19 protein-coding genes are annotated in these 18,453 nt (G+C 70.0%); 9 read left to right on the forward strand and 10 right to left on the reverse strand.

Annotated features, from left to right (window positions below; genetic code table 11):
- Positions 1-129: 129 nt before the first annotated feature.
- Complete coding sequence (locus ACIQNU_RS11015) at positions 130-1,113, reverse strand: LacI family DNA-binding transcriptional regulator (protein ID WP_401364059.1); 984 nt, start codon at positions 1,111-1,113, stop codon at positions 130-132.
- A 220-nt stretch (positions 1,114-1,333) separates the two neighbouring features.
- Here ACIQNU_RS11015 and ACIQNU_RS11020 point away from each other — a divergent pair, with 220 nt between their 5' ends.
- Together ACIQNU_RS11020 and ACIQNU_RS11025 are read left to right on the forward strand one after the other, a co-directional pair.
- Positions 1,334-2,476, forward strand: coding sequence for a mandelate racemase/muconate lactonizing enzyme family protein (locus ACIQNU_RS11020; RefSeq protein ID WP_401364062.1), 1,143 nt, complete (start codon positions 1,334-1,336; stop codon positions 2,474-2,476).
- Between the two features lie 234 nt (positions 2,477-2,710).
- Positions 2,711-3,667: a hypothetical protein gene (locus ACIQNU_RS11025; RefSeq protein ID WP_401364065.1), complete on the forward strand. Its 957-nt coding sequence runs from the start codon at positions 2,711-2,713 to the stop codon at positions 3,665-3,667.
- Between the two features lie 5 nt (positions 3,668-3,672).
- Here ACIQNU_RS11025 and ACIQNU_RS11030 read toward each other — a convergent pair whose 3' ends face one another.
- On the reverse strand, positions 3,673-4,212 hold the full coding sequence (locus tag ACIQNU_RS11030; protein WP_401364068.1) for a PH domain-containing protein: 540 nt from the start codon (positions 4,210-4,212) through the stop codon (positions 3,673-3,675).
- Positions 4,213-4,308: 96 nt separating this feature from the next.
- Complete coding sequence (locus ACIQNU_RS11035) at positions 4,309-4,794, reverse strand: sec-independent translocase (RefSeq protein WP_401364071.1); 486 nt, start codon at positions 4,792-4,794, stop codon at positions 4,309-4,311.
- A 179-nt stretch (positions 4,795-4,973) separates the two neighbouring features.
- On the opposite strand from ACIQNU_RS11035, the gene ACIQNU_RS11040 reads away from it, so the two are divergent.
- The gene (locus tag ACIQNU_RS11040) at positions 4,974-5,549 is read left to right on the forward strand and encodes a TerD family protein (protein ID WP_401364074.1); all 576 of its coding nucleotides are present in this window, start codon (positions 4,974-4,976) and stop codon (positions 5,547-5,549) included.
- On the opposite strand, the gene ACIQNU_RS11045 is transcribed toward ACIQNU_RS11040, so the two are convergent.
- Entirely contained in the window at positions 5,539-5,928 is a 390-nt protein-coding gene (locus tag ACIQNU_RS11045) for a CPCC family cysteine-rich protein (RefSeq protein WP_401364264.1), read from the reverse strand. The genes ACIQNU_RS11040 and ACIQNU_RS11045 overlap by 11 nt on opposite strands.
- A 186-nt stretch (positions 5,929-6,114) precedes the next feature.
- On the opposite strand from ACIQNU_RS11045, the gene ACIQNU_RS11050 reads away from it, so the two are divergent.
- Positions 6,115-6,642 (forward strand): adenylate kinase, encoded by a 528-nt coding sequence (locus ACIQNU_RS11050; protein WP_401364076.1) that lies wholly within the window; start codon positions 6,115-6,117, stop codon positions 6,640-6,642.
- A gap of 38 nt (positions 6,643-6,680) precedes the next feature.
- Complete coding sequence (locus tag ACIQNU_RS11055) at positions 6,681-6,938, forward strand: hypothetical protein (protein ID WP_401364079.1); 258 nt, start codon at positions 6,681-6,683, stop codon at positions 6,936-6,938.
- A 53-nt stretch (positions 6,939-6,991) separates the two neighbouring features.
- On the opposite strand, the gene ACIQNU_RS11060 is transcribed toward ACIQNU_RS11055, so the two are convergent.
- Positions 6,992-7,417: a DUF5994 family protein gene (locus tag ACIQNU_RS11060; protein WP_401364081.1), complete on the reverse strand. Its 426-nt coding sequence runs from the start codon at positions 7,415-7,417 to the stop codon at positions 6,992-6,994.
- Positions 7,418-8,033: 616 nt separating this feature from the next.
- Between ACIQNU_RS11060 and ACIQNU_RS11065 the strand changes: the two genes are divergently transcribed.
- A complete protein-coding gene (locus tag ACIQNU_RS11065) occupies positions 8,034-8,381 on the forward strand; it encodes a (2Fe-2S)-binding protein (RefSeq protein WP_401364084.1) in 348 nt (115 codons plus the stop codon).
- A gap of 96 nt (positions 8,382-8,477) precedes the next feature.
- Here the strand turns inward: ACIQNU_RS11065 and ACIQNU_RS11070 are convergent, their stop codons facing one another.
- Complete coding sequence (locus tag ACIQNU_RS11070; RefSeq protein ID WP_401364087.1) at positions 8,478-9,194, reverse strand: SDR family NAD(P)-dependent oxidoreductase; 717 nt, start codon at positions 9,192-9,194, stop codon at positions 8,478-8,480.
- Positions 9,195-9,345: 151 nt separating this feature from the next.
- Between ACIQNU_RS11070 and ACIQNU_RS11075 the strand changes: the two genes are divergently transcribed.
- Complete coding sequence (locus tag ACIQNU_RS11075; RefSeq protein WP_401364090.1) at positions 9,346-10,212, forward strand: helix-turn-helix domain-containing protein; 867 nt, start codon at positions 9,346-9,348, stop codon at positions 10,210-10,212.
- A 168-nt stretch (positions 10,213-10,380) separates the two neighbouring features.
- Positions 10,381-11,391 carry a PhlD gene (locus ACIQNU_RS11080; protein ID WP_401364093.1) on the forward strand — a complete coding sequence of 337 codons (1,011 nt, stop codon included), beginning with the start codon at positions 10,381-10,383 and terminating at the stop codon, positions 11,389-11,391.
- Positions 11,392-11,511: 120 nt separating this feature from the next.
- On the opposite strand, the gene ACIQNU_RS11085 is transcribed toward ACIQNU_RS11080, so the two are convergent.
- The 4 genes from ACIQNU_RS11085 to ACIQNU_RS11100 form a co-directional block, all read right to left on the reverse strand.
- Positions 11,512-12,378 carry a carbohydrate ABC transporter permease gene (locus ACIQNU_RS11085; protein ID WP_401364095.1) on the reverse strand — a complete coding sequence of 289 codons (867 nt, stop codon included), beginning with the start codon at positions 12,376-12,378 and terminating at the stop codon, positions 11,512-11,514.
- Positions 12,375-13,556 carry a carbohydrate ABC transporter permease gene (locus ACIQNU_RS11090; RefSeq protein ID WP_401364097.1) on the reverse strand — a complete coding sequence of 394 codons (1,182 nt, stop codon included), beginning with the start codon at positions 13,554-13,556 and terminating at the stop codon, positions 12,375-12,377. The genes ACIQNU_RS11085 and ACIQNU_RS11090 overlap by 4 nt, the downstream gene beginning before the upstream one ends.
- Positions 13,553-14,800, reverse strand: a complete 1,248-nt coding sequence (locus ACIQNU_RS11095) for an extracellular solute-binding protein (RefSeq protein ID WP_401364100.1) — start codon at positions 14,798-14,800, stop codon at positions 13,553-13,555. The genes ACIQNU_RS11090 and ACIQNU_RS11095 overlap by 4 nt, the downstream gene beginning before the upstream one ends.
- Before the next feature lie 208 nt (positions 14,801-15,008).
- The gene (locus ACIQNU_RS11100) at positions 15,009-16,037 is read right to left on the reverse strand and encodes a LacI family DNA-binding transcriptional regulator (RefSeq protein ID WP_401364103.1); all 1,029 of its coding nucleotides are present in this window, start codon (positions 16,035-16,037) and stop codon (positions 15,009-15,011) included.
- Positions 16,038-16,262: 225 nt separating this feature from the next.
- Here ACIQNU_RS11100 and ACIQNU_RS11105 point away from each other — a divergent pair, with 225 nt between their 5' ends.
- The gene (locus tag ACIQNU_RS11105; RefSeq protein ID WP_401364106.1) at positions 16,263-18,410 is read left to right on the forward strand and encodes a glycogen debranching N-terminal domain-containing protein; all 2,148 of its coding nucleotides are present in this window, start codon (positions 16,263-16,265) and stop codon (positions 18,408-18,410) included.
- Positions 18,411-18,453: the final 43 nt, after the last annotated feature.

Consider the following 18,453-nt stretch of genomic DNA (forward strand, 5'->3'; position numbering starts at 1 on the left):
GGCAGGGTGGATGCGTACATGTGCCTTGCTGTGGGGGAGTGCGATCGCTCGGTGGGGGAGCGTGACGACGTCGGCGCGCGAGGGGGGGCGTCTACGGGATGGGGCGCCGGCGTGGGGTGGGGTGCTGCCTCAGTGGGTGGGCGCCGGGCCCGTGGAGGCCCGCAGGATCAACCGTGAGCCGATCTCCACGAACGGGGACGCGGCGGGGTCGGTCCGGCCGCCGATGACGTCGATGAGCAGATCCCCCGCGCGGGTGGCGATCTCCTCCGGGTCGATACGGATCGTGGTGAGGCTGGGCGTGGACACCGATGCGAGCAGGGTGTCGTCGATACCGATGACACTGACCTGCCCCGGCACGCTCACGCCCAGGTTCGCCATCTGGTGCAGCACGCCCAGGGCGACCAGGTCGTTGTGCGCGATGACCGCCGTGGCCTCGTGCGCGGCGACGAGACTCGCGGCGTGCACCCCGGTCTCGAACCGGGGCTCGTAGGGGCCGAGTTCGACCAGGGACATGTCCAGCGCCTCGAACGACTCGTGGATGGACTTGCCCCGGCTCAGCTCGGTCCGGGACGCGTTGACGAAGGCGCACCGCCGGTGCCCGTAGGCCCGCAGATGCTCCACGGCCTGCGCGATACCGGCGGAGAGGGAGATCCGGACCTCGGCGATGCCCGGCACATGCCGGTTCACCACCACCAGCGGCATCTGCGCGGCGAGGTCCCGCAGCCGGTCCTCCGTGAGCGTCGACGCCCACAGCACCAGTCCGTCGACCCGCTTGGACACGGCCGCGATCGTCTCCAACTCGTCGGCCTCGCGCTCGTCGCTGTCGGCGACCAGGACCGTGTACCCGAGCCGGCGCGCACGGGCCTGCATCGCCTTGACGATCGGCGGGAAGAACGGGTTGGCGATGTCCGGGACGATCAGCCCGAGCGTGCCCGTGCCGCCGCCGCGCAGGCTGCGCGCCGCCGGGTTCGGCGAGTAGCCGAGCCTGGCCGCCGCTTCGAGGATGCGCTGGCGCGTCTTCGGCTGGACCTGGTCCGGTGCGGTGAAAGCGCGGGACACCGTCGACACCGAAACCCCGGCGGCGCTCGCCACTTCCCGGATCGTGACTGCCACGGACGGCCTCCCTGTCGGCGGTGCTGCGACACCGCCGTCTTTCGGCCACGGTGCCTGCTGGATGCGGTGGATCCTTGCGAACGTTCCCAGACGTGTCAAGAGTGTTTCCACCAGGAAAATCCTGTGCTGGCAAGGGTCTTGCGGGCAGGGCAGGTTGCTGCTGATGATGCGTCCCGACACCTTTCATGAAATTGCGGGAACGTTTTCATCGAGGAGCGGAATGAAGATCACCGGCCTGGAAGTGCTCACTCTCCCCGACCACGGCGACAGCATGATGCTCGTCGTGGTCGACACCGACGAGGGCGTCCACGGTCTGGGAGAGGTCGGCATCAGGTCCCGTCAGCGGGCGGTCGCGGGCGGCCTCGACCACCTCGCCGAGCTGATCACCGGCGAGGATCCGCGCCGTATCGAACACCTCTGGCAGGTGATGTTCCGCCGTGGCTTCTTCCCCGCCGACCGCATACTCGGCGCCGCCATCGCCGCCGTCGACGTGGCCCTGTGGGACATCCGCGGCAAGACGCTCGGCGTACCGGTGCACGAACTCCTCGGCGGCCGGGTCCGGGACCATGTGCCCGCGTACGTGCATGTCGGCGACGGCTACCACGACCGCGACCAGTTCCTCGACCGCTGCCGGGCGCTCGTCTCCGACGGCTGGCGCCATCTGCGGTTCGCGTCGCCGCACGACCCCGACGACGTGCTCGACGCCCGCCGCTGCCTGCGCGAGTCGGTCCGCCTCTTCCACGAGGTGCGCGAGACCGTCGGGGACGAGGTGGAACTCATCCTCGACGTCCACACGCGCCTCGACCCGCCCGAGGCCGTGACCCTGTGCCGGGAGATAGAGGCGGCGCGCCCCTACTTCGTCGAGGACCCGCTGCGCAGCGAGAACCCGGACAGCTACCGCATGCTCCGCTCCCGGACCGGCGTACCGCTGGCGGCGGGGGAGCAGTACGGCTCCAAGTGGGAGTTCCGCACCCTGATCGAGCACGATCTGATCGACTACGCGCGCGTCGACATCGGTGTCGCGTCGGGCCTCACCGAGGCGAAGAAGATCGCCGCGATGGCGGAGGCCCACCACACCAAGCTCGCCACGCACAACCCGCTCGGCCCGGTCACGGCGGCCTCCTCGCTCCAACTCAACCTGGCGTGCAGCAACATGGCGATCCAGGAGCACCAGACCGACCCCGAGCCGGCCATCGCCGCCCTCTTCACCGAGCGACCCGTGGTGGTCCCGGGCCGCGTCGAGCTGAGCGAACTGCCCGGAATCGGCGTGGACATCGACCGCGAGGAGGCCCGCAGGTACCAGGCCACGGCGGCGGAGCGGCCCCATCTGCGCACGGCCGACGGGGCGTTCACGAACTGGTGAGCCCTGAGCCGGTCCCACGGTGAGTCCTACGGCGTGTCCCGTCGCGCGTCCGGTGGGTGTGTCATGTCGGGGTGTCCCGTCTCGGGCCCCGTGGTGCCTGTCCCACGGGGTAGCTCCGTCCCGGTAACCTCCCCGCCTGACCTGCGCACGGGGAAGCCCGTCTTCCGGTAAGGTCCCCGAGCGCGGACGATTAAGAGTTTGCGCAATCCGGGAACTATTACGGTAGATGCGGCGTTGGCCCCGGACGACGAGGACTGGACGGCGTCCCGGCGCCGCCTCACCCATCGGGGGACACGTATGCAGCAGCCCGGCTCCCAGCAGGCGGAGCACTCCATCGCCTTCGCACAGGTCCTGGACCGCGCGCTGGGCACGCCGGAGGTGAGCGACGCGACGGACCGCGCGGACGCGGCGCTGGGCCGCGAACAGTTGCGTACGGAGGCCCTTGCGGCGCGCGCCACGATCTCCGCGGTGGCGGCACCCGAGTACCGCCGCTATCTGGAGGTCCGGGCGGTGGCGGTGAAGCGCCGGCGGGCCGTGCGCGCCCCCCGCCCGGGTGAATCCGCGCAGGAGGCATCCGGTGGATCCGACGGCGCGCGTCGGAAGAGCGGGCTGCTGCCCGCGCTCGCCGTACTGGTGCCGAGCCTGGCCGCGGTCGCCTCGGTCGTGTTCCTCCTGATCGGCTACGGCATGCGGGTCCTTCTCGCGCGCCCCTACATCGGCGACGGCCTCGTCATGGCCGGCCTGATAGCGGGAAGTGTCGCCGTCGGCGCGGCCCTCGCCGACCTGGCCTGGCTGCTGGTCGCCGCGGCGCGCAATCGCCGCTCCCCGGACGACGGCTCCGCCGGTGCGAAGGACCCCGAGGTGCGGCGCGCCCGGGAGGCCTGGCAGGAGGTGCTGTTGGAGCGGGGCGTGCTGCCGTTCCTGCGCGGACGGATCGAAGAGGCGCGGGCCGGTGGGGAGGGGGATCCCGGGGCGACCCCGGTCCCCACGCCTCGGGGCGGTCGCGGATTCGCGTCACCCGACTACGCGGGGCCGGAGTTCGGCAGCCCCGACTTCAGCAGCCCGGATTTCAGCAGCCCCGATTTCGCGGGGCCGGGGAGCGGTGGTGCCGACGGCGGCGGACCGGACTTCACCGGGCCGGACTTCAGCAGCCCGGACTTCACCGGGCCTGGGCTGCCGCGGTCCGAGTAGATGCGTCACCGTGCGCCGGGCAGCGGTTCGCCGGGAGGCCCCGACGGGGCGCGCCGCTGCTCCACGTCCACCGTCCGGTGGATGAGGTCCTTGAGCCCTTCCGGATCGGGCACATGCTTGAGCGTGAGCATGCCCTGCTCGGACGCGGACTGGATGAACAGCGTGCCCTCGCGCAGAATCCGCTCCCACAGCGTCGCCCGGAACGACACGTCGTTGACGCGGACAAGCGGAATGCTGTGGCCCGTCTTCGTCAGGAAGCCGCTGCGCTTGTAGATCCGCTTCGTCGTCACGAGGTAGACGGTGCCGCGCCAGGCGAGCAGCGGTATCAGCCAGAACCACACCGAGGCGATGACGGCGGCGCCCGCCACCACGTAGTCGGCGATCCGGCCCCAGTCCTCGTCCGACGGAATCACCCACCACAGCGCGCCGGCCGCCGCCCAGACGACGGCCAGGATCAGGAACTCGGCGAAGATCTCGGTCCAGTGCTGGCGTGTGGCGTGCACCAGCTCCTCGTCGTCCGCGAGATAGCGGTTGGCGAAGCTCATACGGTCCTCCGGTGTCGGTACGGGGGCAGTGCGAAGGGAACTCGAAGGACTCGAAGGGCGAGTCCACGGGGGAGCGGGCAACAGTCTCCACGACCGTCAGGTGGCGTCGGGATCGAAGGGCACCCGGGCCGACGCCGGTGCGGAGTCGGCGTCCTTCGTCAGGACGACGCGCGGAGGAAGCCCGCCCCCGGCCTGCTCCCGTACCGGCTCCGTCCCCCGTACGTCCTCCGACTCCCCGTCCCCGGCGTCCAGCCCCCGCACCGCGTCCGCCAGCTCGGCCAGTTCCTCGCGCGGATCGAGCGCCTTGCGGATCTCGTCGAGTCCGAAGCCGTCGCCGTCCTTGCCCTCCAGGACGTGCTTGCGTACGAAGGTCTTGGGATGCAGGTCCTCGAACTCGAAGTCCTTGAACTCGGGACCCAGTTCGGAGCGGATCTCCTGCTTCGCGCTCTCGGAGAACTCGCGGACCTTGCGGATCATCCGGGTCAGGTTCTGGATCTGCTCCGGCAGCTTGTCCGGGCCGAAAAGGAGGAGGCCGAGGACCACGAGCGTGATCACCTCCATGATGCCCACATCTGAGAACACCGGACACTCCCTCTCGTCGTCGCCGTGTGCGACGCACTCCGCCGGTCGCCCGCCGTGTCCGGCGCCGCACCGCGCTGACACTTTAGCGGTTGCGCAAGGATGGGAACCATGAAGGTAGCCTCGGCGTTGTTACTGAGCGAGAGCGTCAACCGGGCGCGTGGAGCAGTGGAGGTTGTGCAGTGGGTGTTTCCCTGGCCAAGGGCGGCAATGTTTCCCTGAGCAAGGAGGCTCCGGGGCTGACCGCGGTGCTGATCGGACTGGGCTGGGATGTCCGGACCACGACCGGCGCGGACTATGACCTGGACGCGAGCGCGCTGCTGTGCACCGACTCCGGGAAGGTCATCTCCGACCAGCACTTCGTCTTCTACAACAACCTGAAGAGCCCCGACGGTTCGGTCGAGCACACCGGCGACAACCTCACGGGTGAGGGAGAGGGCGACGACGAGTCGATCAAGGTCCATCTCGCCACGGTCCCCGCCCAGGTGTCGAAGATCGTCTTCCCGGTCTCGATCCACGACGCCGAATCCCGCGGCCAGAGCTTCGGCCAGGTCCGGAACGCCTTCATCCGGGTGGTGAACCAGGCGGGCGGCGCCGAGATCGCGCGCTACGACCTGTCCGAGGACGCGTCGTCGGAGACGGCGATGGTCTTCGGCGAGCTGTACCGCCATGGAGCGGAGTGGAAGTTCCGGGCGATCGGCCAGGGCTATGCGTCGGGCCTCGCCGGAATCGCGGCGGACTTCGGCGTCAATGTGTAGCGGGTGAACCACCACCATGCCGCCGACCTGACGGGCGTGCAGGTCGGAAGGGGCCCAACTCTCCGTCTCCGGGAGTTCGGGCCCCTGGCTTTTTCCCGTCCTGGGACGCCCGATGCTCGCGGCGCCAGAAGGTGGGGAGCCACCAGCAGAGCACCGTGCGGTCATCGGGCCACGGGGCGCGGTCCCCGGTCTCCCATCCCTCGGCTTCCCAGTCCTCGAAGGAGTCGCGTGTCGGATCGATGCGGCGCCAGGCCGGGTCGAGCGGCTCGTCCTCGGCCGGAGGGCGGACGTAACGCCGGCCGTGTGGGTCGCAGGCCCCGAAGTCCTGGTAGTTGTGCTGGGCCTCGATCAGGGAGACCTTGTTCGCGCCACCGGGCATGTCGTCGAGCACGCGGTGTCCGCAGCAGGGACAGGGCCGGGATTCGCTCACCCGCGCAGTCTCGTCGCGGTACGGGCCGCCGCGCCATGGATATTTCCGCCTCGCCGTACCCGGCCGCTCGTCCCGGTCCCGGTGGTCACCCGGCCCCGTCCCACCCGTCACCGACCCGCCCCCTAGGGTGCCTTCATGCAGCGCGTACTCGTCGTCGGTATCACCGGAGCCGGGAAGTCCACCCTGGCCGGCACCCTGAGCCGGCGGCTGGCGCTGCCCTTTCACGAGATGGACGCGCGGTACTTCACCGGCCCCGGGTGGACCGTGAACTCCGGCTTCGCCACCGAGATCGCCCGTCTCACCGCCGAACCCGGCTGGATCTTCGACTCGTTCGGCTACCCGGAGGTCCGCGACCTGCTGTGGGAGCGCGCCGACACCGTCCTCTGGCTGGACTACCCGAGGCGCGTCGTGATGCCCCGTGTGCTGCGGCGGTCACTGCGCAGAACCGTGCTCCGTGAGCCCGTCTTCGGCGGCAACCGGGAGACCGTGGCCGACTGGTTGAGCCGCGACCATCCCGCGTGGTCGTCCTGGACCGGGCACGCGGCCCGCCGTACGGAGATCGGCCGCCGCTGCCAAGACCCCCGCTTCGCCCCCCTGCGCGTCGTACGGTTCGGCACCCCGCGCGAGACCGGGCAGTGGCTGCGCACGGATCTGCGCGACTGAGAGACGCCCGGGTGCCCCATGCGCCCTACGGTGGGCCCATGGCCAAGCCTCCCGTACCGCCCGGCTTCCGCCGGCTGCCCCTCGAACTGCCGGCCGACCTCGTCGATTGGCTGACGGAGTTCGCGGCGATCTCGCACCGGACCGTCGATGACGTGGTCCGCCCGCTCGTCGAGGCGGAGAGGGTACGCGTGGAGGCGAATTGGACCACACGGCCCGAGCCGTCCGCACCGGCCGCGCCGTCCGAGACGTGCCACCCGCGAACGGACCCCGGCACCGGAGAACCACCGTCCCCATGACTCGGACGGTGGTCCGGTCCTCGGTTCCGGCAGGGCGGAGAAGTCAGACGGAGTCAGACGGGCTGTGCGTGACCCGTAGCCGTGGACACCTCGTCCACCACGGCCGCCATCAGAGGTTCGGCGACGGCCTCGGGCGTGTCCGGGGGAACGACCAGCAGATCCCACCGGCCTCTGCCGGGCGCCAGCAGGCAGATCGTGTGCGGGGCGTTGACGGCGGTGGTTCTGCGCAGCCGTACGACCTGGTTGACGACGAGCATCCGGCCGGGCGACGGAGCCCACACCGTGCCGTTGACGGTGACGCTGCTGATGTGACCCCACGCGCGCGGCAATCCGGCGAGCAGTTGGGGCAGTTCGGCCGTCAGGTCGTAGGAACGGGGCCACCACGCCCCGTCGATCCGGTGCGGAATGGGGCCGTGCGGCACCAGTCGGAGCCGGAGCAGCGGATGGGACGGCAGCGGCGGTTGCAGTGCGGCGGTCATGACGGACTCCTGCGGTGAGGGCCGGCGGGCGGGCTCGTGGCGGCGGGCGGGCGGCGGGCGGCGACGCGGACCGGTGGGGGTCGACTGACCTTGCGAACACGGCCTGTACGGCCGTGCGTACGGAAACGGCGTCCCCCCGGCTTCGGCCGTCATGGAGCGGAACCTGCCCCGGGTCGAACGGCACCCGGTGTCGTGGTGCGGCGAGAACGAGGCCGGTCCGAGTACCGGCGTACGAAGGGCTCTCGCTCTCTTCAAGATACTCCTTAGCAGAGCGAAAGAACCGGGGGCGGGCTGTGCCGCTTCTCACCCGAGGTGTCACCCAGGGTGACTGGGCGCCGGTACGCGGGTACGGTCTGAGAGCGCTCCCGGGCCGAACCGCCCGAGCGAGGCTCGTCCCGGTGAACTGTCGAGTACAGATGGGAAGGGACGCTTCTCGGAGATTGGCTCAATCCGAGCAGTGGAACATCCCTGTTCGCGAACTTTGCCATGATTCATGAGTGTTGCTTCGGACGCCCGAATCCGAGCGTCGATTTTTACCCAACGTGTGTCCGGAAACATTCGGTTGACGGCATGGGGCATCGACAACCGTTCATGGCCGGGAATAGCGTCCCGCTCCATGGCACCCCCTGCAGACCGGCGCATACACCGCGAGCTGAGTGCGGCTCAGAGAGTGGGCTGGCACATGGTCGACCTGGTCACCGCGCTGTCGAACGAAGGCGACGCGCTGACGGTGACGATGTTCGGGGAGGTGGTGGTCGTCAGCCGGAGCGAAGAAGACGGCGATCTGCACGCGTACCGATGTCTGCGTCGGCCGCGCGGCGAGCCGCAGGAAATCCAGTGCGCCGTGCGGTACGGCCTGATCTTCGTGCGGCTGCTGCCGGTCGCTCAGGGGATCAGGAGCATCGGCGACCTCACGACTCCGACCGCCACCTCCCCCAAGGCGTTCGAGGCGATCCCCCAGTGATCACCGTCGCCCGGACGCGCCCCGACACAGCGGTGTTACCGCGACTGCCGCGGTGACACCGCTGTGTCCCCCATCCGAAGGCGGGACTCCGTGCACTCAGGAGACCATCCGGAAGCCTCGGTCCACAGGGATGTTGGCGCCGTTGATGGTGCCCGCGCTCTCCGCGGCCAGGAACTTCACCGTCTCGGCCGCCGCCGTGACCTCCGGCGGAAAAGCCGTGGTCAGAGTGGCTCCGGGCTCCCGCATCAGCGGCTGACGGCCGCCCGCTCGGGCGCGGGACGCCGGCATGCTCAGGGTCACCACGTTGCACGTGATCCCGTACCGCGCCTCCTCACGGATCATCGTGCTGATGAACCCGCGCAGGGCGGCCTCCGTGGCCCCGTAGCGCCGCGGCAGATCGCCTGTCAGCTCCGTGTTGAGGAAGATGATGCGGCCGTGCCCCGTGTCCCGCATACGGCCCAGCGCGGCCCGGATGAGGCGGAAGCTGCCGACGAGCTGGTTGTCGCAGACGGACACGAAACGCTCGTCCGCCGGGCGGAGCATCACGTCGTTCGCGAGGCCGATGCCGGCGACCAGGACCTCGATCGGGCCCTGGACCTCCTCGACATGGGCCACCGCGTACTCGACGTCGGCGGGGCTGGTCACATCGCACTCGACGGCGAAGTCCGGCACCACGGGGCGGGCGTCGACATAGGTCGCGGCAACTCTGTCCCCGAGGGCGTGGAGCGCCGCCGCAATGCCCTGACTGGCCTCGCGCTGGCCTTCGGTGATGAGTACGGACCGGCCATTCATGATGCCGGGTTCGGGGCGCATTGCGAGGTTCCTTACGTCAGAGGTGCACCGGACACTGTGCAAATTTCATAGCGACCCTGAGAGTCTGACGGTTGGTGAACCGCCTTTCCACGCAAAAGAAGTGCAGATAAATCCGGGACCCCCACGGTTCCGGCCAGAGAACGGGGACGGTGTGCAGCTCTCGACCGACGACACCGAGGCACTGCGGAAGCTCCTGGAGGACCGCAGAAAGGCTGTTGCTCCCGAGTCCCTGGGCTACCGGGGCCGCAGCGGGGTGGGCCGCCCGGTACAGGGGCTGAGCCAGGAGCAGATCGACGAACTGACCGGGCGCGCCCGGGGGACGTACAGCCGGCTCGTCAACGGCCGGCTGGAACGGCCGAAACCGCAGTACCTCCAGGACATCGCCCGGCTCCTGCGGATGACCGAGCAGGAGTGGACGCACCTGTACTGGTTGACGCGGCACGAGTACCCGGCGCCGCTCCACGAGGACGCCGGCATGGTGATCCCCGGCGTCTGGAGCAACATCCGGCGCATCAGGGGCGTCAGCGCGTACATCGCCGACGCCGCCTGGAACCTCATCACCTGCAACCGCGAGTTCGAGGAACTCTTCCCCGGCAACCGTCCCCCCTCCAACGTCCTCCTCTACATGGCCACAGACCCCACCCGCCACGCCCTGCTCCTCGACTGGGAGCAGTCCTGGGCCCCGTGGATCTTCCCGCAACTACGCAGAGCGATCTCGGAGCGCCCCGAGGACGAGGAGTTGAAATGTCTTGAGCAACTGATCCTCTCCGACCCGGAGGCCGGCCCGATCTACACCGGCACGGGTCTCGTCACCGTGCCGTTCCCCGACGGAGCGCAGCGCCCGTTCCGCCACCCCCGGCACGGCGACGGGGTCGTGGACATCCTGGCGGCGGATCCCCGCAACTCCCGGGGCGCGGGATTCGTCATGCTCGCCTGGCACAGCGGGGACGGCGGGTCCGCCCGCCGGGAGGATCTCCGTGCTCCGGTCCCCCTCTCCTCGCGGAGTGTCATGGCCTGATCACTTATCCACACGAGGACGAGTTGTCGCACGGATGTTCAGGACTCCGGCAAAGCACTGGTCAAATGGACGTAGTTTGTTCGCAACTTGACTGTCCCGAGCGCTCCTGGGAGTCCTTCCGTGCATGTTTTTGTCACTCGTCCCGCCAATGTGCTTCCTTCGTACAAAGTGAGCACACAGGACATCCTCGACAACATTCGCACTCATCACCCCGACCACGAGCGCCTCGGCGCGATCCTGCGCATCGTGGGCAATGTCGGCGTGGACACCCGTTACTTCGTCCGCCCCCTCGACTCGTATCTGGTGTCCGGAGACCCGGACGTCACCGAACGCACCGAGACCGGCTTCGCCGACGCCGCACGGATGGCCCAGGACGCCGCGCTCGCCGCCCTGGACCGGGCGGGTGTCGGACCCGGTGACATCGATGCCCTCGTCACGTCCCACTCCACCTCGTGGGCCGTGCCCGGCCTAGACACCCATCTCGTCAACAGCCTTGGGCTACCCCACAGAACGCGCCGCCTCTCCATGACGACGCTCGCCTGCGCGGGCGGCGTCCAGGCCCTCATACGGGCGGCGGAACTCGCCCGGCTGCGGCCGGGGTCGCGGGTCCTGGTGGTCGTGTCGGAGGTCATCAGCGCCGTATACAACCACCGGGACACCGGCATTGCCAGCATGATCTACAAGGCGCTGTTCGGTGACTCCGCCGCCGCCTGTGTCGTCTCCACCGAACCCCTCGGTCCGGGGCTGGCCATCGGAGATCCGGGCACCGCCGACTCGACGCTTGAACTGCTGATGCCCGACACCACCGACCGCTACCGGGGCACCCTCGACACCCACGGCCTGCACTTCGAGAGCACGAAGGCCGCCAAGAAGACGGCGGATCAGTCCCTGCCGCACGTCGCCGAATGGCTGGACGGAGAGGCCCCCGCCTTCGCCGTGATCCACCCCGGCAGTCCCGTCATCATCTCGGACGTCGCCGCCGGGCTCGGCCTGGACGAGCGCAGTGCCCGCCACTCCCGTGAACTGCTCGCGCAGGAAGGCAACCGAGGGGGAGTGAGCGTGCTCGGCGTCCTGGAGCGCATCCACGACGATCCCCCCGCCGACGGCGATCCGGGGATGGCCGTCGCGTTCGGCCCCGGCTTCGTCGTCGCCGCACTGCGCGGCTCCTGGCACGCCTGACCTGCCCGCACGACCCCCTGGTTCCGCCGGAAATACCTGTACGGGCCCGATGTCAGGTTCGGGCCCGTACAGGTGGTCGGTGCGGACGGTGCTGTGCGCCCGTCGTCCCCGTCGGACCCGTCACTCCTTGAGCGCCCCCGCGTTCCCGCCGCGTACGAAGTGGCGTTGGAAGGCGAAGAACACCACCGCGACCGGGATCGTGGCCAGGAGGGCCGCGGTGAGTTTGAGGGGGTACTGGGTGCCCACGCCGAGACCGCCCGTGACGAACTGGGCGAGACCCGTCGTCAGGGTCGCGTGGTCCGAGGACTGCGTGGTGACGACGAAGTGGGTGAACTCGTTCCAGGAGCCCTGGAAGGACAGGATCGTGAGGGTGATCAGCGCGGGTCGCGCCATCGGCAGGATGACCGACCAGTACGTACGGAACACGCCCGCGCCGTCGACCCGAGCCGCCTCCTCGATCTCCTGCGGGACCGACGCGAAGAACTGCTTCATGATGAAGATGCCTACGGCGTCCACCATCAGCGGCACGATCATCGCCGTATAGGTGTCATAGATCCCGAGGTACTGGACCACGAGGAACTTCGGGATCATCAGGACGACGCCCGGCACCGCCATCAGTGAGATCAGCGTGACCGTCAGCATGCCCCGGCCGGGGAACCGCAGCCTGGCCAGCGCGTACCCCGCGAGCGAGTCGAAGAACACCCGCCCGACCGTCACCGTCACGGCCACGAACACGGAGTTGCCCAGCCACGTCGGGAAGGGCACCGCGCTGGAACCGCTGCCGAACAACTGCCGGAACGTGTCCAGCGTCGCGGGGCTCGGGATCAGACTCAGCGGCGACGACGCGGCCTGTGCGTCCGTCTTGAACGCCGTCACGACCTGGAGGACGAACGGCATCAGGAACGCCAGCGCCACCAGCGAGAGCACCAGGGTCCCGAGCAGCCGCAGATTCGCGTACCGGCGGCCCAGCGCGCGCAGTGCCGTCATCGTCCCTCACCCGACCCCGTCGAGCCGGACCCGTTCGAGCCCGCCTCCTTCGACCGGAGCCGGCCACGGAACAAGCCCCGCTTCGGCCCCCCGTCGCGTTCCCGCAGCAGCAGCCGCTGCACGCCCGTCATCAGCAGGATGATCGCCAGCAGCACGAACGAGATCGCCGCGCCCGCCCCGTACTGCGCGTCCTTGAAGCTCAGCGTGTACGAGAGGTACGCCGGGGTCAGCGTGGTGTTCGCGGGCAGGCCCTTGCTCATCACGTACACCTGGTCGAAGACCTGCCAGGTGCCGATCAGACCGAGCGTGATCACCAGGAACAGCACCGGACGCAGCGCGGGGATGATCACATGCCGCAGTACCTGGCGCCGGTTCGCACCGTCGAGTCGCGCCGACTCCAGCTGTGCCTCCGGGATGTCCTGGAGCGCGGCGAGGAACATCAGCATGAACGTGCCCGACGTCGTCCAGACGACGAGGAAGATGATGGTGCACATCGCGACGGACGGCCCCGAGAGCCAGTCCCACCACGACAGACCCAGCACCCCGTGGTCGGCCAGCGCGGCCGGCGGTGCGTCGGTGTCCACGAGGCCGAGACCGCTGAGCGCCACCCACACCAGCCCGCGCGCGTCCGTGAACCAGCTCGGCCCGCGGATCCCCACCCACTTGAGCAGGCTGTTGACCGCGCCGCTGCTCTGGAACAGGAACAGGAACACCGTCGACACGGCGATCGAGCTGGTGACGGACGGGAAGTAGAACGCCGTACGGAAGGCGCCCTTGCCCTTGAGCCGGCGCTGGTTGACCGCGAGGGCGAGGCCCAGAGCCAGGGCCGTCTGGAGCGGGACGACGAGCAGCACGTAGTACAGGTTGTTGCGCAGGGACGTCATGAACAGTGTCCGGGTCAGACCGTTCTCCGTGAACAGGTTCTGATAGTTCGAGAAGCCCACGAAGTCGGCGGCACCGGAGAAGGGGTTGGACTGGCCGTCCCAGTCGAGCAGGCTCACCCACAGCGCCATGACGATGGGCAGCGCCAGGAACAGGCCGAGCACCAGCACCATCGGACTGACGAACAGCCAGCCCCACGGCCCCTGCCCGTCCCGCCTCCGGCGGGGCCGCGCCGGCCGCGACCGCCCGGAGGCGGGCCGGCGGCCGGACGCGGTGGTGGTCGAAGTGGTGCTCATCGCCCGCTGCCACCCAGGACACTCTCGCCGTTCTTCTGCAGGTCGCCGAGGAGCTTCGCCGGGTCACTGCTCGCGAGCTGCTCCAGCGAGGTGTTGAACTCGGCCATCACCTGGCGCATCCCGGTCGCGTTCACCGGCAGCTGCGCGTACGCCGAGCCGTCCGCCCACGCCTGCGACTTCGGGTTCTGCTCCTTGTACTGGTCGATCAGGGTCTGCTTCGACGGCATGACACCGATCGTCCGCGCGAACGTGAGCTGGTTGCTGTCACTGGTCAGCTCGTTGATCAGGTCGACGGCGGCGTCGTGGTGCTTGCTCTTGGCGGAGATGCCCCAGCAGTTGGTGAAGGCCATCGTGCCCTTGCCGCCCGGCCCCTCGGGCAGCGGGACGATCTTGTACGGGGTCTTCGGGAAGTCCTTCGCCATGGCACCGGCCAGCCAGTTGCCCTCGATGGTCAGCGCGGCCTTGCCCTTGCCGAACGCCTCACCGCCCCATCCGGCGTCCAACTGCTTCGGGAACTTCAGGACGCCTTCCTTGAGGAGCTTCTTCACATACGTCAGCGCCTCGACGTTGGACTTCGCGGTCGCCGTCATCTTGGTCTGGTCGGCGTTCGTCAGCCAGCCGCCGGCCTGCTTGAAGAAGGTGCCTATCTGGCTGTAGTCGGCGTTGAAGGACACCCCGACGACACCGTCCTTGGTGAGCTTCTTCGCCACCGACTCCAGCTCGGCCCAGGTCTTCGGGTAGTCCGTCTCGGTCAGCCCGGCCTTCTTCCACAGGTCGGTGTTGACGGCGAGCCCCAGCGTCGACTGGTCCTTGGGGGCGCAGTACAGCTTGTCCTGGTAGGTGAAGGCCGAGGTCAGCGCCGGGCTGAACGCGTCGGCCTGCTTGATCTTGTCGCCGTACGGGTAGAGCGACCCGGCCTTGGCGTAGGTGCCGAACTGGTCGGTGGAGACATAGAACACGTCCGGCGGGTTGTTGCCCGCGAACGCCTGGCCGAGCTGCTGGTCGATGTTCTGCGCGATGTCGACCGTGGCGGTGTTGCCCGAGGACTTCTCCCACCCGGCGGCGGCCTTCTTGACCGCGTCGGTCTCGGCGTTGCCGGAGGTGGCGATCAGCACCTTCAGCTCCTGCTTGCCCGACTTCTGCTGTTCTTTACCGCTGTCCTCGTCGAATCCCGACGAGCAGCCGGTGAGCAGCAGGGAAACCGTCAGTCCGCAGACGGCGAGGGGGAGAGTCTTGCCACGCATGGTCGTCCTCCGTGCGTAAGGGTGATCAATGGATGGATACCGGCCGTAAACGGACCGGGGGTTGTGGCGACGGCAGTGGGCGTTCCTGCCGGATCTGGTGCCGGAACTACTGGGGGGTGGCGTTGTGTGGGGTTCTATGGTGGTACGTGGTATTTGCGCTGCAGTCACGGTCACTCGGGGTGCCGGGCGGGCCGTCGGCCCGCCCGGGTCACACGCCGGGTGAGCCGTCCGCCGGGGACGGGGCCCCGGTCCCTGAGCTGTCGCGCACGACGAGTCGCGGCTTCAGCAGCAGCCGCGCGTACGGACTCCTCGGCGAGGCGAGCCGCGCCAGCAGCATCCGTACGCACTCCTGGGCCACCTGCTCCAGCGGCTGTTCGACCGACGACAGCGGCGGGTCGAGCAGGGCGGCGATGGGGGAGTCGTCGAAGCCGGTGACCGCGACATCGCGTCCCGGCCGTAAACCCCGCTCGCGCAGGACGTCGTAGCAGCCCAGGGCGAGCGTGTCGCTCAGCGCCACCACGGCCGTGACCTCGCGCTCCAGCAGGCTCCGGGCCCCTCGCCGGGCGTCCTCGGTGGTGTTCTCGGCGCCGACGCGCAGACCCTCCACGGGCAGGCCGTGCCGCTCCAGCGTCCGCCGCCAGCCTTCCGCGCGGTCCTGGCCCGAGTCGCTGTGCTCGGGCCAGCCGAGCAGCCCCACGCGCCGGTGGCCCGCGGCCACCAGATGCGCGGTCGCCGCCTCGGTCCCGGCGGCGCCGTCCACGTCGACCCAGTCGCCGAGCCCCTCCTCGTCCCAGGCCCGGCCGAAGGCGACGAAGGGCACACCCTTGTCGTGCAGCCAGCGGTGCCGGGGGTCGGAGGTGCGCGTACGGTCCAGGACGAAGGCGTCGACCGCCTGCTCTCGCAGGAGTTGGTCGTAGCGCTCTATCTCCTGCGCGGGATCGTCCGTGGGGAACACCACGAGACGGTGGCCCGCCGCGTCGGCGGCCTCGGTCACCGCGTGCAGGAAGCGGTCGTGCACCGCGTTGGAGCGGCCGGCCATGCTGCGCTCCAGCGCGTGCCCGATGGTCCGCGACTCACGGCGGCGCAGCGACCGCGCCGCCGCGTGCGGCCGGTAGCCCAGCTCCTCGATGGCGGCCTCGACCCGCTCCAGGGTCTCGGCCCTGAGCAGGTGCGGACTGTTGAGCGCGTTGGAGACGGTCTGCCGTCCGACCTGCGCGAGGCGTGCGACATCCGCCATCGTCGCGGGGCGCGACCGGGCCGCCGAACCCCCTTGCGGGGGCACGTGTCTGTCCAGCGGGGGGACTTCTCTGTCCATTGCTGTGCTGTCCGATGCGTCGGGTACGGTGTCCGTCGAATCTATTGGATCGATCCAAGAGAACGTGATTGGATCGATCCAACGCCGAAGTGCCGCTGACTGTACACCCGCTCACGGAAATCAAGGAAGGCCGAAGGTCCCTCTGAGATGACGCACGACAGCCTCCGCGACCAGCCCCTGTCCAGCCCGCCCCCGAAGCCGGACCCCGAACCGAACAAATCGGGAGAGCCGGACGTATCGGGGCAGCCCTACGTTCACGACGCCCATGTCGTCCTGTGGGCGCCGTCGTTCGTCGCCTCACGGCCGGACGGCGACCTCGCCGCCGCCGTCGACGGCTTCTACCACGGCGACCGCCGCTTCCTGCACACCCTCCGGGTCACCGTGGACGGCATATCGCCCGCCCCGGCAGGCTCCGCCACCGAGTCCGCGGACCGCGCCGTCTTCGACGCCGTCCTGCGCGGCGTCGGACAGAGCACGGCCGACCCGGCGGTCACCCTGCGCCGCGAACGCACCGTCGAGCCGGGCCGCTTCACCGAGCGCGTCCTGCTCTCCAACCACGGCTCCCGCCATGTGGCGTTCACGCTCAAGGTGAGCGCCGAGACCGACTTCGCAGCCATGGACGTCGTCAAGTCGGGCGGCCGTCCGCAGGCGGCCGAGCCGGTCGCGGGCGAGTCGGGCCTGTCGTGGACCGGCGACGGCGCGCATCTCACGCTGACGGCCGACGCCCCCGGCACACCCGCGGTCGCCTCCGTCGACGGCACCGAGGGCAGCCTCGCGTTCGCCGTCACCCTCGCTCCCGGCGAGGAGTGGCACTGCCCGCTGCACCTCGTGGCCGAGCGCGGCGACTCGGCGGCGTTCCTGCCGGTGACCGACGACCGCCGCCTCTGGACGCCCCTCGAACTCGTCTGCGCCGAAGGCGACTTCACCCGGCTGATCACCCAGGCCGAGCAGGACCTCTCCCGGCTGCTGCTCGCCGACCCGCAGGCACCGGCGGATCTCTTCGCCGCCGCGGGCGCTCCCTGGTTCCTCACCCTGTTCGGCCGCGACTCGCTGTGGACGGCGCGCATGCTGCTGCCGCTCGGCACCGAACTGGCCGCCGGGACCCTGCGCACCCTCGCCCGCCGCCAGGGCCGCGACACCGTCCCCGGCACCGAGGAACAGCCCGGCAAGATCCTCCACGAGGTCCGCGCCCAGGAGCAGTCCGGCCACCTCGGCCTGCGCCTGCCCCCGCAGTACTACGGCACCATCGACGCCACCCCTCTCTGGATCTCGCTCCTGCACGACGCCTGGCGCTGGGGCATGCCCGACGCCGAGGTCGCCGAACTGCTGCCGCACCTGGAAGCGGCCCTGACCTGGCTCGTCGAGTACGGCGACCCGGACGGCGACGGCCTCCTGGAGTACATCGACTCCACCGGCAGCGGCCTCGCCAACCAGGGCTGGAAGGACTCGGGCGACTCGGTCCGCTTCCGCGACGGCTCCCTCGCCCAGGGCCCGATCGCCCTGTGCGAAGTGCAGGCGTACGCCTATGAGGCCGCGCGCGCGGGCGCCGCGCTCCTCGACGCCTTCGACCGCCCCGGCGGCGACCGCTACTGCGCCTGGGCCGACCGGGTCCAGGAGGCGTTCCGCGCGAGCTTCTGGGTGTCCGACGAGAACGGCCCGTACACCGCCATCGCGCTCGACGCGGACAAGCGGCCCGTCGACTCGGTGACCTCCGGCATGGGTCACCTGCTCGGCACCGGACTCCTCGACGCCGAGGAGAGCCGCGCCGTCGCCGATCGGCTGCTCGCCCCCGACCTCGCCGACGCCTACGGTCTGCGCACCTACAGCACCCTCAACTCCGGCTACAACCCGCTCGGTTACCACATCGGCTCGGTGTGGCCGCACGACACCGCCATCGCCGTGCACGGTCTGGCCCGCGCCGGATTCCCCGACCACGCGCGCCGGCTCGCCGAGAACCTGATCGCCGCCGCGCCCGCCTTCGACTACCGGCTGCCGGAACTCTTCGCGGGCACCGCGCGCACCGCGTCCCGCCGGCCCGCGCCCTATCCGGCGTCGTGCCGCCCGCAGGCATGGTCGGCCGCCGCGTCCGTCGGCATGCTCCAGGCGCTCCTGGGTCTGGAGGCGGACGTCCCGGCGGGCCGCCTCACCGTCCGGCCGGCCTCCGGCGGCCATCTGCCCCTCAAGGTGGAGGGCCTGCGGGTCGCGGGCGCGCCGCTGTCGGTGGCGGTGACGGCGGACGGGGACGTACGGGTGGACACGGCCGCGCCCGTGAAGGTGGAGGTGGAAGGCCCGTAAGGGTGGGAGACCCGTGGGGCGGGGCTGTACGGAGGAGGTGAAC

It is taken from the genome of Streptomyces sp. NPDC091292, from assembly GCF_044757265.1.
Taxonomy (GTDB): domain Bacteria; phylum Actinomycetota; class Actinomycetes; order Streptomycetales; family Streptomycetaceae; genus Streptomyces.

Coding starts and splice junctions, on each gene's coding strand:
- ACIQNU_RS11020 (WP_401364062.1), top strand. CDS start 1,334: ATGAAGATCACCGGCCTGGAAGTGCTCACTCTCCCCGACCACGGCGAC.
- ACIQNU_RS11030 (WP_401364068.1), bottom strand. CDS start 4,212: ATGAGCTTCGCCAACCGCTATCTCGCGGACGACGAGGAGCTGGTGCAC.
- ACIQNU_RS11045 (WP_401364264.1), bottom strand. CDS start 5,928: ATGCCCGGTGGCGCGAACAAGGTCTCCCTGATCGAGGCCCAGCACAAC.
- ACIQNU_RS11050 (WP_401364076.1), top strand. CDS start 6,115: ATGCAGCGCGTACTCGTCGTCGGTATCACCGGAGCCGGGAAGTCCACC.
- ACIQNU_RS11055 (WP_401364079.1), top strand. CDS start 6,681: ATGGCCAAGCCTCCCGTACCGCCCGGCTTCCGCCGGCTGCCCCTCGAA.
- ACIQNU_RS11060 (WP_401364081.1), bottom strand. CDS start 7,417: ATGACCGCCGCACTGCAACCGCCGCTGCCGTCCCATCCGCTGCTCCGG.
- ACIQNU_RS11065 (WP_401364084.1), top strand. CDS start 8,034: ATGGCACCCCCTGCAGACCGGCGCATACACCGCGAGCTGAGTGCGGCT.
- ACIQNU_RS11070 (WP_401364087.1), bottom strand. CDS start 9,194: ATGCGCCCCGAACCCGGCATCATGAATGGCCGGTCCGTACTCATCACC.
- ACIQNU_RS11085 (WP_401364095.1), bottom strand. CDS start 12,378: ATGACGGCACTGCGCGCGCTGGGCCGCCGGTACGCGAATCTGCGGCTG.
- ACIQNU_RS11090 (WP_401364097.1), bottom strand. CDS start 13,556: ATGAGCACCACTTCGACCACCACCGCGTCCGGCCGCCGGCCCGCCTCC.
- ACIQNU_RS11095 (WP_401364100.1), bottom strand. CDS start 14,800: ATGCGTGGCAAGACTCTCCCCCTCGCCGTCTGCGGACTGACGGTTTCC.
- ACIQNU_RS11100 (WP_401364103.1), bottom strand. CDS start 16,037: ATGGCGGATGTCGCACGCCTCGCGCAGGTCGGACGGCAGACCGTCTCC.
- ACIQNU_RS11105 (WP_401364106.1), top strand. CDS start 16,263: ATGACGCACGACAGCCTCCGCGACCAGCCCCTGTCCAGCCCGCCCCCG.